Here is a 13,574-nt window from a genome sequence, read left to right as displayed (position 1 = left end):
TGGTGATAACTATGCAAAAAACAGCAGTATGCACGACCCGTCAGGTATGGGATCGGGCCGCTGACATGTATCAGGCGGGATTGTTTCAAAGCTATGATTGGGGAATTCTCATGGAAGAGCTTCCCGGCACGTCATTTCACCCTGTCAGACTGACAACGGACGGAGGACAGGTCATCTATCTTCCGCTTTTTGAACAGAAGGGCGTATTATCCGGCAATATGATCGGATACGGCGGCGTTATTTCAGATCGCCCCATCTCATTTGAATGGCTTCAAAGTGAAATCGAGGCCATATTCGGCCGGAACATATCCCGGATGCTGCTGCCGTACGGTCAGACTTCTTTTACAGAAGAAATCGGGGAAGGGTGGACGGAAAAGGCGACACGGATTCTTACGCTTCCGGACACGTTTGACGAACTTTGGACGGGCATTTCCGGAAAAGCCCGGACGGCAGTCAGATACGCTGAAAAAGAGAATATTGTCACCCGGCTGATTGGGCGACAAGAACTTGGCGCGTTTTATGACCTCTACAAAGAGCATACGTCGGCAATCGGCGCGGCTTATGTGCTGAGCCAGGGATTTTTCCAAAAACTGCTTGACACGTTTGCTGACCGGATGTTTTGGGGCGGAGCATATCAGGATGAGACGCTGATCAGCAGCAGTATTTTTCTCTATGACCGCTCTCATTTCTATTATTGGCAGAATGTAAACAGCCTGGCGGGAAAAAAAGCGCAGGCCTCTTACTTGTTGATGCGTGACGCTTTGCAATTCGCCATCAGCCGCAAGCTTCAATGGGCTGATTTTGGCTATTCACACAGTAAAGAAATCGCAAGACCGAAACGATATTGGGGAGCTGAAGAAAAACAATGCCGACTTTTTACGAAACCGGAATGAAAACAATAAGCGGCCATCAATCCAGTTATCTGCCGTGGTACGGTTTTTTTGAAAAAATGTATAAGTCGGATCTGTTTGCCATTCATGACACGGCTCAATTTGAGAAAAAAGGGTTTCTGAACCGCAACAGAATCAAAACGCCGCAGGGCCCCAGATGGCTGACGGTGCCTTTGCAGATGAAACAATATAAAGACATAGAGCTTCGGCATATGAAAATCGACCAGACGCAGGATTGGCGGAAAAAACATTGGATGGCGATTAAGATGAACTATGCGAAAGCTCCCTATTTTGAGCGGTACCAGCATTTTTTTCAAGATGTCTATCAGCGGGAGTGGGAATATCTCCATGATTTGAATATGCACATCATTGAATTTTTCCGAAAAGAGCTCCGAATTGAAACGCCGCTCTGTTATGTCTCTGAGCTTGAATGCCGGAAGGAGAAAAAAAGCGATTTTGTTTTAGCGCTTTGTCGGGAGCTGGGGGCGGATCGTTATTATTCAGGCAGTCAGGGTTCCGACTATTTAATAGAAAGCGATTTTGAAAGAAACGGAATTGTCATTGAGTATCAGCATATCCGGCATTTTGACTATCCTCAATTATTCGGGGAGCATATCCCTCACCTCTCCATGCTTGATATGCTGATGAACTGCGGAGCGGATACAGCTGAAATGTTAGTTAAAGGAGGGCAATATGATGAAAGTAATGGTATTTGCAGCGCATCCCGACGATGAAATTATCGGCGTCGGCGGCACGCTCGCCAAACATGTCCGCCAAGGTGACAGCGTGTCGGCAGTCATTATGGCGGAAGGCAAGTCATCAAGAAAAACGGATTATGAGAAGCCTGAAGAGTCCGTTATGCAGCATTCTGCTCAAGAAACGGAACAAGCGCTCAGCACTTTGGGCATCCATGATTTTGTCAGGCTGAACCTTCCTGATAACAGAATGGATTCAATGGATTTGCTGGATGTCGTGAAGGAAGCGGAGAAACAAATCAATCGTTTTCAGCCTGACATTGTGTATACCCAGTACGGCGGTGACATTAATATTGACCACTCCGTCGTATTCAGAGCGGTCATGACCGCAACCCGTCCGCTTCCCGGCCATACGGTAAAACGGGTTTTTGCCTATGAAACATTGTCTTCGACGGAATGGAATTACTGTCAGAAGGATCAGTTTCATGCCAACTTCTTCGTTAATATTGAAGCTGAACTTAAAACGAAATTGAAATCGATGGCGTGTTACGGCTCCGAGCTCAGGGACTTCCCTCATCCCCGTTCTTTGCAGGCAATCGAACATAATGCCCGTGTATGGGGAGCAAAATCGGGTTTTTCCGCTGCGGAAGCGTTTATGCTTGTGAGAGGAACATGGTGACTGTCCTATGATTGCTCAAATTCCGTTTTTCGGACTTGATCCGAAGCAAATCGATGAGAAATGGGTGGAAGCGGGATACGGTCTGGAAGCGAATATTTTTGACGGCCGCTCCTTTAGTGAAGCGGATTATCTCAAAACATTCAATCAGACGCTGGAATATGCAAAACAGCTTGATCCTTCATTATTGACGCTGCATTTCCCGACAGATCATGCCGATTATGTGCATGAAGATCACATCAAAAAACAGCTTTATCACTTTGCGGAGCTCGCTGTGAAATACGGCGCCAAAGGCATAACCGTTCATGCGAATCAATTTATGACGGTTGAGGAATTTCAAGTCTATGATCTGGAAGGAAACCGTAAAAAAATCATTGAGTTTTTCGCAGAGTTTGATGAGCAGCTGAAAGGGACGGACATTTGGATCGGTGTGGAAAACCTTCCGATCATCGGGAATCTGGGAGAGGATTTTGATCCGATTTTCATTTATCCTGAGGATTTTACAGAGCTGGTTCAGCTGGATCTGAAACATGTCGGTATTACGTGGGATCTGTGCCATTGGGCGATTACCTATCAGACTCACTTGTCTTCCGCGCTTATGTTCAGAAATGACCAGCTGAGATACCCGGATTTCTTTCAGTTTCTCTCGATAAAAGAGAGCATTAAACATTATCACTTCAGCTCATTTCGCCAGCTTGCGTTCCCGCATGGCGGCGTCCGCTGTTTTGAGGGCCGCCATCCGAGTGAAGGGACGATCGCTGAGGAGCTGCTGAGACGGGCTGCAGATACTTTGCAGGAGCTTTATCGGAATCAAGATACCGGCATTGTATTTGAGGTGATGGAAGAGGATTATACGGAAAGACGGGAATCATGGAGAACGCTGGAATGGTTCGGCGGTGTTTCTGATGCCGAGGATCAAAAAAGGGCCTGATATGACATATCGAACACCGAACTATGCAAAGCTTTGGTGTGCGCAGGTGTTTTCTTCAGCGGCGGACGGGATCTGGCTTATTGCACTGCCGCTGTTAGTGCTGGAATTGACCGGCAGCAAAATTCTTGTCGGCGTTATTTCTTTTATCGAACTTGTGCCGTTGACATTTGGCGTGCTGGCGGGACCGCTGATTGATTTATTCCGAAAAAAGTCGATCTTGTATTTGTGCAATACGGGCCGGGCCGTCATCATGATCCTCTTGGCGGTGCTCAGCGCGAACGATTTATTAACCGTGTGGATAGCCGGGGTGTGCGCTTTTTGTCTATCTCTGCAATCGATGCTGTTTGCGCCGGCGAAAGTTGCGATCATTCCGCTGCTCGTCCGCAAACAGCATCTTGATCAGGCGACATCTCTGATCAATACGAGTGACTTGATCGGACTCATCGTCGGAAAATTGATCAGCGGGATCATGATTGCGGCTATTCCGTTCGGGCTGCTGTTTGCCATAAACGGAACTGCTTTTTTTATCTCCGCGGCATTTATCGCGTTCATTCGTATTTCAGAACAGCCCAATGAAAAAAGCAACGGGGCTGAAGATGTAAAAGCCGGTTACAGAATGCTGAAAGGAAATGCGGCATGGCTGACATCGGTCGGATACTTTTTCGTCGTAAATCTCGTCATTGCCGGTCTTATTTCAGTAATGGGGCCGATTCTTGCTGTGGAGCGTTTTCAGCAGAACTATTCTGTATGGTTTGCCGTCATGTATTCAATGTTTCAGGCGGGGATGCTTTTGGGCAATCTGGCCGTATTTTTCAAATGGAATACAAAACGCTTGAACCGGCTGTACCCGCGGACGTTAACGGCAGCGGGACTGCTCATTTTGGTGCTGTTTTTTCCGCTTCACGGGTTTGAGTGCATCATCTTCCTGGTGCTCGGCATCATCATCTCGTATATTGATGTGCAAACGGTGCTGTATTTCCAAAAGACGGTTCCGGCCGCATATTTCGGAAGGGTCTTTGCACTGATTTTTTCCATTGTCAAAATGGGTGAACCGCTGTCGGCCGCTGTCTACACAGGGCTTCTGCTGTTGATGAATGCGGATTATATTTTTGCGGCGGTCGGACTGACCCTTACGATCGTTTTTGCTGTTTTTTCAGTCAGAGCAGGGAGTCAAAGAAATACAGAGAAACAAGCGGATCAATCCGTCTGAATGTTAAACGAAGGGGCGCCGATGTCAGCCGGCGCCCTTTTATCATAAATCCAAATAAAGCCGTATCATATCCCGGCATTGAATGCCGTTTTCAAAAATGTCTTCATCATAATGTCTGATAAAAAAATCATGGTCGACAGCCTGAATGCGGAATCCGCATTTTTGATAGAGTGACAGCTGATGAATACTGGAATTTCCGGTGCCGATTTCAATCGTGTCAGCTCCCGTTTCTCTCGCTTTTTCAATGGCATCCCGCACCAGCTGTTTTCCGAATCCCCTGTTCTGCAGCGATTCTTTTACCGCGATGTTTACGATTTCTATCGTTTTCGGCCTTGTTTGCAATAAGACGTAAACCCCTGCAAGCTCGTCTGACGTCCAAGCCGTATAGCATTCTCCTCTTACAAGATAATCATCGACAATCTCTTTCGACGGATCGGCCAGCAGCAATAGTTCATACAGCGCTTCATCCCGCTCTGCCGCTTTTCGGATGCTCAGTTTTTGCATGTCCGTTTCTCCTCCTTCATTGTGATCGGCAGCTATTTTTTCAAAATAACTCCAAAATCATTCTACTTTATTATAAAATATGAAACATAGGAAAAGTTATACAAGTTTTGCAGATTGAATAGGAGGAAAGTCATGTTTTTTTGTAAATATTGCGGCCGACAGAATAATGAAGAGGCGCATTTCTGTAAAGAATGCGGAAAGCCGATCGGGAAAGGAAGCCGGCTGGAGCGGCAGGCGGCTGAATCCGCATCACAGCCGAGAAAGCCGATCCCTAAAAAAACGCTCTTCCTATGGGGAGGCATCGCCGCAGCGCTGATCTTATTGATTGCCGCATATAAAACCGGAGCCTGGCTGACATCTGAAAAAAGGCTCACGGATCAATTCGAACAGGCGGTTCATGACGGGGACACGAAAAAGCTCGCAGCCCTGCTCACTCCTTCAGACAAAAAACTGAAGCTGAATGAGACCAATGTCAAACCGCTCCTTGCATACGCAAAGAAACACGATGAACTGCTGGCAACGCTTCGCGGCAATTCATCAGAAAAAGATGCGGTATACGTCAAAAAAGAGGGTAAAACCCTTCTATTGTTTGACCATTACGAACTGAAAGTCGATCCGGTTTATTTCCGCGTCACCAGCAATTATAAAGGCGCCGATCTTTATATCAACAGCGAGAAAACAGGGACGGTCAAAAAAGCCGATGAAACCCAAATCTTCGGCCCGTATGCACCCGGTGTCTACACGGCGGAAGCCAAGCTTAAAAATGACACGGTTGACGTTGTCAAAAAGCAAGAGGCAGAGGCGGCCGGCAGCCGGAATGTTGATTTTGACCTGCCGTTAGACGCCGAGGATGTGACGTTCACTCCGGCAGACAGCTTCAAAAACGCGAAAGGCGATCTGCTGATAAACGGCAAGTCCGTCCATAAAGATCCGTTTAAATCCGTTACATACGGTCCGCTCTTAACTGACGGTTCCATGACAGCCGCCGTGGAGGCTGATTTTCCTTGGGGAAAAATGAAAACTGCCGATGTTCCGATCAACAGTACTGATGTGGACTTAACGCTTATCCCGGATCAAGATACACAACAAACAATCATGGACACGATTGTCAAAACAACGAAGCAGTATACAAAAGCGATGGCAGACGGAAATACCGATCAGATGACCGAGGCTGGTTCCGCCTGGAAAGAGCAGACGAAAGAAGTGGTATCCGGCATGAAGAGTTCCGGCACCTTTTTGAAAGATCAGTATAAAGAGACAAGCTTTGATCTGGATTCATTTGCGATTTCTCAAGAGAACGGCCGCTGGCAAGCAACTGTTACGGGTAAAGAGCTTCATGAGTCTGCTTATTTCGACGGGAATACGAAGCCTGATATGGAAGAGGCTGAGCCGAGCTTTCATTATGTACTCTCATATGATACAAAACATAAAAAATGGGTTTTCGAAAAAGCTGACCCTGCCTCAGATTCTTCTGGGACCAATGTAAAAAAAATAAAAAACGACCAGCCGAAAACCTATACATCCGCATGGGCATCTTCCAAAGGAAATACAGCTTCAGGCAGCGTGACAAACGAGCAAGTCACATCGTTTATGACTGATTACCTGACAAATCAATCAAGCGCCGTCAGCCTTAACAATTTTGCCATCATGGCGGGCAATTTAGAAGAGGGAAGCCCTTTGTATGCTGATCAGCAGAAACTGGTCAAAAAACTGCACAGCGAGGGCACGACCGAAGTATTTAATGAAGTGAATGTCAAAAGCTTTTCACAGAAAGGCTCTCATCTGACGATTCATACGTACGAGGAGTTTTATATTACGAAAGCCGGCGGCAGTCCGAAGCTCAGAACATACAATTGGACGTATGGCGGCGTTGTCAAAGACGGAAGAATTTATTTAACATCCATTCAATAAAAAAACCCCGCGCCAATCAGGCGGCGGGGTTTCCGTTTTTAAAAGAAGAAATAATTCATGAGTTCTTTCATATAATGCTTGATCGTGAATTGAAACGTTACGCAAATGATCAAATAGATGACGATAACAGAATAAATGATATCCGCTTTAGCCGTGAGCTGATGCTGATAGCTCGCCAGCATGAGCGGAGGCACGGCAAACGCCGCTCCTAAAAGACCGACAGCCAGAATGGTAAAGCAAACGGTTGTATGAAGCAGCATAAAAATGAGGGCAAGAAGCAAAATAGCTGTAAACGGAATCAAAAATGCTCCGAATCTGGACAGCGAATCTTTAAATGACACCTGCGCGCCGCCGGCCTTCAAAGCGATAAAAATCAAGAGATACAGGCAGAATACGCATAATGCAAAGGTAAGCGCCGGTTTGATCACAACCGCGGTAAAACTGACATCACGAAAGCCGTCCGATAAGAGAATATAAAACATAATCGGCGTCACCAGGCAGAAAAGCACCATGTTGATGATGCTGCTGACAAGCTGTTCGCCGCCTGTCGTTTTACATGTTTGATACGGTCTCTTTAACACATCAAGCACGAATAAGGCAAATTGCTTTGATGCCTGCTTAGCCGCGGCGCCGGCCTGAGCGGCCTGACCCTGTGTTTGGCCTGCGCCTCCCTGCCCGGGCTGGGGCGCACCGCACTTTTCACAAAATTTTCCGCCATCAGTATGATGGCCGCATTGAGAACAATACATTCTAAAACTCCTTTTACAAGTAATATAGGGATTTTGTTCAATATTTACATTATAAAAGAAAATAGGACGGATGTAACGGAGTTTTCTAAAGATATATAAATCACCTTCTCTATGAATTGATAATAGAGAAAAAGTACCCATTATGGTAGAATTTTATTGGAGCTGACAGATATCATGTCTCTCGGCGCATTGAACCAGAGTGAAAAAGGAAATTAACGCATGCTAAAAAAATTGAAAATGCTTTATCGGCTGTTGAAATTCGGAAAAGGCTTATGGAGATAGCAAACAGAAAAAACCATCCTTACAAGGACGGTTTTTTCTGTTTTCCGGATCGTCCGGCTGAGGTTATAAAAAGCAGACCCCGGGGTAAAAATCATGCATAAGAAACAGCGGAGAACAAAACATAACTCAATAATGGCAAGCCATAAGGAGGTACGCATGTTTTCATTTATCATTCATGTCTTCATTTCCCTGTTTGCAGTGTCCAACCCCATCGGAAACGTGCCGATTTTTCTTTCACTGACAGAGGGCTACCCGGAGAAAGAACGGACAGCGATCGCACGCAAGGCGTCCGTGCTGTCGTTTATCATCTTGGCGGCATTTTTAATCTTCGGCCATCTGATCTTTAAACTGTTCGACATTAATATTCATGCCTTGCGTATCGCAGGCGGTATTTTTATTTTCGGCATCGCTTATAATCTTTTGAACGCGAAACAATCACATGTACAGTCCCTTCATCATGAAGAGAAGGGGGAAAGCAAGGAGAAAGCGGATATTTCCGTGACGCCTTTGTCGATTCCGATTATCGCCGGTCCCGGTACGATCGCGACGGTGATGAGTCTGTCGGCCGGCCATGGCGGCATCATCCATTACATTAGCGTGCTTATCGGCATTGCGGCCGTCATCGCGATGACGTTCATCTTCTTTCACTATTCATCTTTCATCAGCAATAAGCTCGGGAAAACCGAAATGAACGTCATTACCCGACTGATGGGGCTGATCTTGGCGGTGGTGGCGATCGGCATGATCGGCGCCGGTCTGAAAGGCATGTTCCCGATATTGGTTTCCTGACTTAAAAAAGCAGCGCCCGGTTATCTTCGGGTGCTGCTTTTTTCTATTTTCGGCACATGCTGAAACACTTCTTCACTCTCAAAAAATTCTATCAAACGGCTCAGCCAGTCATAATAATGGAGCCAATCCGTCAGTTCATCCAAAAGCTGACGGGCTTTTTCTTCAATATCGGGACTGAGATTTTCCGATTCCAGAAGCTCAGTCAGCTCGCGGTTCAGCTTTTTATAGAGCATTTTGTTTTTGCTGACCGCCCTTGTCCAATTTGCCGTAAACAGGGAGATAAACGTCTGGTAATAATCACGCTCCACGTCGTAAAGGTCTTTGCGAACGCCTTTTTCAAACACTTTTTCCGCCAGATTGGCATCAGTCATTTCACGGACCACCTGGCTCATCCTCGTTTTGCTCATCCCGGTCGCCTCTGACAGCTCATTTAACGTCATCGGCTTGCGGTTCATATAAATAATACCGAGCACACGACCAAGTGTGGCCGGCATTCCGAATGTATGCATATTCTCGGCGATTCTCTCAATGAGATGCTCTTCAGCATGCCCGATGATATCAAGAGCGTTTTTTTCCACGGCTGATCATCCCTTCACTGGCTTTTCATGCTGACAATATATCATATTTTTTACAGTTGATGAAAAAGATGATGCGGCAGGATATGCGAGCTATCGGGAGCGATTGTAAGAACATCCGCATTGTCAGCGGGATAACATGAAAAAATACGTATATTGTATATAATTTCAACACATTGTAAACTTTTTATTTTACAAATTTCATCTTATAATAAAGATTATACTTTTCAGAAAAATAACGGAACCCTTCGGAGGTGCACGGATTGCTGAGATTAGAAAATGTATCGAAAGTCTATAAAGGCGGAAAAAAAGCTGTCAGCAGCATTGATTTAAACATCGAAAAAGGCGAGTTTATTTGTTTTATCGGGCCGAGCGGCTGCGGAAAAACGACGACGATGAAAATGATTAACAGACTGATTGAGCCGTCATCCGGAAAGATTTTTATCGATGGCGAAAACATTATGGAGCAGGACCCGGTGGAGCTGAGACGGAAAATCGGCTACGTCATTCAGCAGATCGGACTTTTCCCTCATATGACCATTCAGCAGAACATTTCCCTCGTGCCGAAACTGCTGAAATGGCCGGAACAAAAGCGGAAGGAACGGGCGCGGGAGCTTTTGAAGCTCGTCGATATGGGCCCGGAATATTTAGACCGCTATCCTCACGAGCTGAGCGGCGGACAGCAGCAGAGAATCGGCGTGCTGCGCGCCCTTGCAGCGGAACCGCCTCTTATTCTTATGGATGAACCGTTCGGAGCGCTTGACCCGATTACACGGGATTCCCTTCAGGAAGAATTCAAAAAACTGCAAAGAACATTGAATAAAACAATTGTGTTTGTAACCCACGATATGGATGAAGCAATAAAGCTGGCTGACCGGATCGTCATTTTAAAAGCGGGAGAGATCGTTCAGGCCGGCACTCCTGATGACATTCTCCGGAATCCGGCTAATGAGTTTGTCGAAGAATTTATCGGCAAAGAACGGTTATTGCAATCAAGACCGGACATTGAGCGCGTCGAGCAGATGATGAACAAAAAGCCTGTCACCGTTACGGCGGACAAAACGCTTTCGCAGGCGATCCAAGTGATGCGGGAGCACCGTGTCGATTCCCTGCTTGTCGTTGATGACCTGAATGTGCTGCAAGGGTATGTCGATGTCGAGATCATTGATCAGAACCGGAAAAAAGCGAGCCTCGTCGGCGACGTGCTCCGCTCTGATCTGTATACGGTCGAGCAGGGGACACTGCTGCGTGATACCGTACGCAAAATTTTAAAGCGCGGAATGAAATATGTACCCGTCGTTGATGAACAAAGGCATTTAGTCGGAATTGTCACGCGAGCGAGCCTTGTCGACATCGTTTACGATTCAATCTGGGGCGAGGAAGACCAGCTGGTGACAGGCTGACAAGGGGAGGAACGCTTACAATGAATGAAATGATCAAGTTTTTGCAGACGAACGGCGGAGAACTGTTATATAAAACGTGGGAGCATTTATACATTTCGATCATCGCCGTCATATTAGGCATTGTCGTCGCCGTTCCGCTCGGAGTGGCGCTGACGAGAATGAAAAAGGGCGCAGGCGCCGTCATCGGCGCCGTCAACATTGTGCAGACCTTGCCGAGTCTCGCGATACTGGCGTTTTTTATCCCGCTGTTAGGCGTGGGAAAGGTGCCCGCGATCGTCGCGCTGTTTTTCTATTCGGTGCTGCCGATTCTCCGAAACACGTATACCGGCATTCAAGGCGTAAACAAAAATCTGCTGGAATCGGGAAAAGGCATCGGGATGACGGTCTGGGAGCAGATCAGGCTTGTGGAACTGCCGCTTGCGGTTCCGGTGATCATGGCGGGCATCCGCACATCCACCATTTATCTGATCGGCTGGGCGACGCTTGCTTCCTTTATCGGGGGCGGCGGGCTCGGAGACTATATTTTTATCGGCCTGAATCTCTATCAGCCTGAATATATTATCGGCGGCGCCGTGCCCGTCACCATTTTAGCCATTATCATTGATTATCTGCTGGCGGCGACGGAACGGAAGGTGACGCCGAAAGGGCTGAAAGGACTGAAGGAAGTATCATAAGGAGTTGGCTGTTTTGAAAAGAAACCAAAAGAGATGGATGTGCGCACTGGCGCTGTCAGCTGCTCTGCTTCTGGGCGGCTGTTCCCTTCCCGGCCTGAGCGGGGCTTCCGATGATACGATTAAAATCGGGGCGCAAAGCATGACGGAATCAGAAATTATCGCCAATATGATTGCACAGATGATTGAGCACAATACAGACTTGAATACGGCATTAATTAAAAACCTCGGATCGAACTATGTCCAGCAGCAGGCGATGCTCGGCGGTGAAATCGATATTGCCGCGACGCGCTACTCGGGAACGGATTTAACGAGCACCCTCGGCATGGAAGCGGAAAAAGACCCGAAAAAAGCATTATCTATCGTCCAGAAGGAATTTGAGAAGCGCTTCCATTACAAATGGTTTGATTCTTACGGATTTGAGAACACATACGCTTTTACCGTCACGAAAGAGCTTGCGGAAAAAGACCATTTAGACAAAGTATCCGATATTAAGAAGTATGCGGATCAATTTAAGCTCGGTGTAGACAATGCGTGGCTGAAAAGAAAAGGCGACGGCTATAAGGGCTTCACCGACACGTACGGCTATGAATTCGGCACAACCTATCCGATGCAGATCGGACTTGTATACGATGCCGTGAAAAACGGGAAAATGGACGCCGTCCTCGCTTATTCAACGGACGGACGGATTAAAGCGTACGATCTGAAAATTTTAAAAGACGACAAGCAGTTTTTCCCGCCGTATGACTGTTCGCCGGTCATTCCCGACAGCGTGCTGAAGCAGCATCCTGAACTGAAGGGCATTGTGAATAAACTGATCGGCAAAATCGATACGGAAACGATGCAGGAATTGAATTACGAGGTGGACGGCAAGCTGAAAGAACCGTCCGTCGTCGCTAAAGAATTTCTGGAGAAACATCATTATTTTGAATAAGAAATGAGGTGGGGCAAATGGAAGTGCTGCAGCAGCTCGGCACTTATTATTCTCAAAACGGCGTCTATGTGCTTCAGGAGTTTTACCGCCATTTTCTCATGTCGGTATACGGCGTTTTATTTGCGGCGATCGTTGGGATTCCGCTCGGCATCTTCATTGCCAGATACAGAACATTAAGCGGCTGGATATTCGCGGTGACAAACGTGATTCAGACCGTGCCGGCGCTTGCGATGCTCGCGGTGCTGATGCTCGTCATGGGGCTCGGCGCCAATACGGTGATTTTGTCGCTGTTTTTATATTCGCTTCTTCCGATCATCCGGAATACGTACACCGGAATCGCCAGCATTGAACATGCTTATCTTGAATCGGGAAAAGCGATGGGCATGACCAAATTTCAGGTGCTCCGCATGGTGGAGCTGCCGCTTGCGCTTTCTGTCATCATGGCGGGGCTGCGGACGGCGCTCGTTATCGCGATCGGCATTACGGCAATCGGTACGTTTGTCGGCGCGGGCGGACTCGGTGACATCATTGTCAGGGGCTCAAACGCCACGAACGGAACCGCGATTATTTTAGCCGGCGCCATCCCGACAGCGCTGATGGCCGTTATTGCAGATCTTGTGATGGCATGGCTGGAGCGGGCGCTGAGTCCGGTGAGAAAGAAAAAACGAACCAAAGCGCCGAATGCGGCATGAAAAAAACGCCTTGCGGGTCAGGGCGTTTTTTTCTTATGGCTTCGGAACATGCTTGAATATTTCTTCGCTTTCAAAAAACTCGATCAGACGGCTGATCCAGTTGTAGTAATCAAGCCAATCCTTTAATTCTTTCAGCAGTTCGTTGATTTTTTCCTCAGCTTCTTCCGGCACGCCGTTTTCAAGGACGGCCGTCAGTTCGCGGTTCAGCTTTTTATGCATCATTTTATTTTTGCTGACGACCTTGCTCCATGTGGCCGTAAACAGCGTAATAAAGGTTTGATAATAATCCTGCTCGACGTCGTATAAATCTTTGCGGACGCCTTTTTCAAACACTTTTTCCGCCAGATTGACGTCAAGCATTTCACGGACCGCCTGGCTCATTCTCGTTTTGCTCATGCCGGTCGCTTCTGATAATTCAGTTAAGGTCATCGGCTTGCGGTTCATATAAATAATGCCTAAAATGCGCCCCACCGTCGCCGGCATTCCGAATGTATGCATATTTTCAGCGATTCGTTCTATCAAATGATCTTCAGCTTGTTCGATTACGTGTAACGGATCTTTCTCCAACAGTTTCAATCCTTTCAGTCAGCAATTCCGATGTCAATATACCACATTTTTAAACCGGCGGAAATGCTCTTCCGAGAGAATTTGGCAGTAATTCG

The 13,574-nt window shown here is 47.1% G+C and carries 15 protein-coding genes; 11 read left to right on the top strand and 4 right to left on the bottom strand.

Annotated features, from left to right (window positions below):
• Window positions 1–11: 11 nt before the first annotated feature.
• Genes OWN49_RS06540 through OWN49_RS06520 form a run of 5 tightly spaced genes read left to right on the top strand, consistent with a single transcriptional unit; the run spans window position 12 to window position 4,402 of the window.
• Window positions 12–893, top strand: a complete 882-nt coding sequence (locus OWN49_RS06540; RefSeq protein WP_176283538.1) for a GNAT family N-acetyltransferase — start codon at window positions 12–14, stop codon at window positions 891–893.
• Window positions 866–1,624 carry a WbqC family protein gene (locus tag OWN49_RS06535; RefSeq protein ID WP_176283537.1) on the top strand — a complete coding sequence of 253 codons (759 nt, stop codon included), beginning with the start codon at window positions 866–868 and terminating at the stop codon, window positions 1,622–1,624. Before OWN49_RS06540 ends, OWN49_RS06535 begins: the two co-directional genes overlap by 28 nt.
• Window positions 1,587–2,264, top strand: a complete 678-nt coding sequence (locus tag OWN49_RS06530; protein WP_176283536.1) for a PIG-L deacetylase family protein — start codon at window positions 1,587–1,589, stop codon at window positions 2,262–2,264. The genes OWN49_RS06535 and OWN49_RS06530 overlap by 38 nt, the downstream gene beginning before the upstream one ends.
• Window positions 2,265–2,271: 7 nt before the next feature.
• Window positions 2,272–3,192: a TIM barrel protein gene (locus OWN49_RS06525; RefSeq protein WP_015387694.1), complete on the top strand. Its 921-nt coding sequence runs from the start codon at window positions 2,272–2,274 to the stop codon at window positions 3,190–3,192.
• Entirely contained in the window at window positions 3,167–4,402 is a 1,236-nt protein-coding gene (locus OWN49_RS06520; RefSeq protein WP_176283535.1) for an MFS transporter, read from the top strand. The genes OWN49_RS06525 and OWN49_RS06520 overlap by 26 nt, the downstream gene beginning before the upstream one ends.
• Window positions 4,403–4,444: 42 nt before the next feature.
• Here OWN49_RS06520 and OWN49_RS06515 read toward each other — a convergent pair whose 3' ends face one another.
• A complete protein-coding gene (locus OWN49_RS06515; RefSeq protein ID WP_176283534.1) occupies window positions 4,445–4,906 on the bottom strand; it encodes a GNAT family N-acetyltransferase in 462 nt (153 codons plus the stop codon).
• A gap of 132 nt (window positions 4,907–5,038) precedes the next feature.
• Here OWN49_RS06515 and OWN49_RS06510 point away from each other — a divergent pair, with 132 nt between their 5' ends.
• Window positions 5,039–6,817 carry a zinc ribbon domain-containing protein gene (locus tag OWN49_RS06510; RefSeq protein WP_176283533.1) on the top strand — a complete coding sequence of 593 codons (1,779 nt, stop codon included), beginning with the start codon at window positions 5,039–5,041 and terminating at the stop codon, window positions 6,815–6,817.
• A 38-nt stretch (window positions 6,818–6,855) separates the two neighbouring features.
• On the opposite strand, the gene OWN49_RS06505 is transcribed toward OWN49_RS06510, so the two are convergent.
• Window positions 6,856–7,566 (bottom strand): hypothetical protein, encoded by a 711-nt coding sequence (locus OWN49_RS06505; RefSeq protein ID WP_015387695.1) that lies wholly within the window; start codon window positions 7,564–7,566, stop codon window positions 6,856–6,858.
• 438 nt (window positions 7,567–8,004) lie between these two features.
• Between OWN49_RS06505 and OWN49_RS06500 the strand changes: the two genes are divergently transcribed.
• Complete coding sequence (locus OWN49_RS06500; RefSeq protein WP_071392294.1) at window positions 8,005–8,637, top strand: NAAT family transporter; 633 nt, start codon at window positions 8,005–8,007, stop codon at window positions 8,635–8,637.
• A gap of 20 nt (window positions 8,638–8,657) precedes the next feature.
• Here the strand turns inward: OWN49_RS06500 and OWN49_RS06495 are convergent, their stop codons facing one another.
• Entirely contained in the window at window positions 8,658–9,215 is a 558-nt protein-coding gene (locus OWN49_RS06495; protein WP_176283532.1) for a GbsR/MarR family transcriptional regulator, read from the bottom strand.
• A gap of 260 nt (window positions 9,216–9,475) precedes the next feature.
• Between OWN49_RS06495 and opuCA the strand changes: the two genes are divergently transcribed.
• The 4 genes from opuCA to opuCD are packed head-to-tail and all read left to right on the top strand — an operon-like array spanning window position 9,476 to window position 12,912.
• Window positions 9,476–10,615 (top strand): osmoprotectant ABC transporter ATP-binding protein OpuCA, encoded by a 1,140-nt coding sequence (gene opuCA / locus OWN49_RS06490; RefSeq protein WP_062623563.1) that lies wholly within the window; start codon window positions 9,476–9,478, stop codon window positions 10,613–10,615.
• A gap of 20 nt (window positions 10,616–10,635) precedes the next feature.
• Complete coding sequence (locus OWN49_RS06485; RefSeq protein WP_003151654.1) at window positions 10,636–11,289, top strand: ABC transporter permease; 654 nt, start codon at window positions 10,636–10,638, stop codon at window positions 11,287–11,289.
• A gap of 37 nt (window positions 11,290–11,326) precedes the next feature.
• Window positions 11,327–12,220, top strand: coding sequence for an osmoprotectant ABC transporter substrate-binding lipoprotein OpuCC (opuCC, locus tag OWN49_RS06480; RefSeq protein WP_102422576.1), 894 nt, complete (start codon window positions 11,327–11,329; stop codon window positions 12,218–12,220).
• Window positions 12,221–12,237: 17 nt separating this feature from the next.
• Entirely contained in the window at window positions 12,238–12,912 is a 675-nt protein-coding gene (opuCD, locus tag OWN49_RS06475) for a glycine betaine/carnitine/choline/choline sulfate ABC transporter permease OpuCD (RefSeq protein WP_017418896.1), read from the top strand.
• Window positions 12,913–12,945: 33 nt separating this feature from the next.
• Here the strand turns inward: opuCD and OWN49_RS06470 are convergent, their stop codons facing one another.
• Window positions 12,946–13,479, bottom strand: coding sequence for a GbsR/MarR family transcriptional regulator (locus tag OWN49_RS06470; RefSeq protein ID WP_003151660.1), 534 nt, complete (start codon window positions 13,477–13,479; stop codon window positions 12,946–12,948).
• Between the last annotated feature and the right edge of the window lie 95 nt (window positions 13,480–13,574).

It is taken from the genome of Bacillus sp. NEAU-242-2, from assembly GCF_027853835.1.
Taxonomy (GTDB): domain Bacteria; phylum Bacillota; class Bacilli; order Bacillales; family Bacillaceae; genus Bacillus; species Bacillus velezensis.
Note: the sequence above shows the minus strand (reverse complement) of the source record. Positions and strands in the feature narration are given on the sequence as shown.

Excerpts from the sequence above, each read along its gene's own strand:
- OWN49_RS06510 (WP_176283533.1), top strand. The coding sequence starts at position 5,039 with ATGTTTTTTTGTAAATATTGCGGCCGACAGAATAATGAAGAGGCGCAT.
- OWN49_RS06515 (WP_176283534.1), bottom strand. The coding sequence starts at position 4,906 with ATGCAAAAACTGAGCATCCGAAAAGCGGCAGAGCGGGATGAAGCGCTG.
- OWN49_RS06540 (WP_176283538.1), top strand. The coding sequence starts at position 12 with ATGCAAAAAACAGCAGTATGCACGACCCGTCAGGTATGGGATCGGGCC.
- OWN49_RS06525 (WP_015387694.1), top strand. The coding sequence starts at position 2,272 with ATGATTGCTCAAATTCCGTTTTTCGGACTTGATCCGAAGCAAATCGAT.
- OWN49_RS06485 (WP_003151654.1), top strand. The coding sequence starts at position 10,636 with ATGAATGAAATGATCAAGTTTTTGCAGACGAACGGCGGAGAACTGTTA.
- OWN49_RS06530 (WP_176283536.1), top strand. The coding sequence starts at position 1,587 with ATGAAAGTAATGGTATTTGCAGCGCATCCCGACGATGAAATTATCGGC.
- OWN49_RS06535 (WP_176283537.1), top strand. The coding sequence starts at position 866 with ATGCCGACTTTTTACGAAACCGGAATGAAAACAATAAGCGGCCATCAA.
- OWN49_RS06505 (WP_015387695.1), bottom strand. The coding sequence starts at position 7,566 with ATGTATTGTTCTCAATGCGGCCATCATACTGATGGCGGAAAATTTTGT.
- opuCD (WP_017418896.1), top strand. The coding sequence starts at position 12,238 with ATGGAAGTGCTGCAGCAGCTCGGCACTTATTATTCTCAAAACGGCGTC.
- opuCC (WP_102422576.1), top strand. The coding sequence starts at position 11,327 with ATGTGCGCACTGGCGCTGTCAGCTGCTCTGCTTCTGGGCGGCTGTTCC.
- OWN49_RS06520 (WP_176283535.1), top strand. The coding sequence starts at position 3,167 with ATGCCGAGGATCAAAAAAGGGCCTGATATGACATATCGAACACCGAAC.
- OWN49_RS06500 (WP_071392294.1), top strand. The coding sequence starts at position 8,005 with ATGTTTTCATTTATCATTCATGTCTTCATTTCCCTGTTTGCAGTGTCC.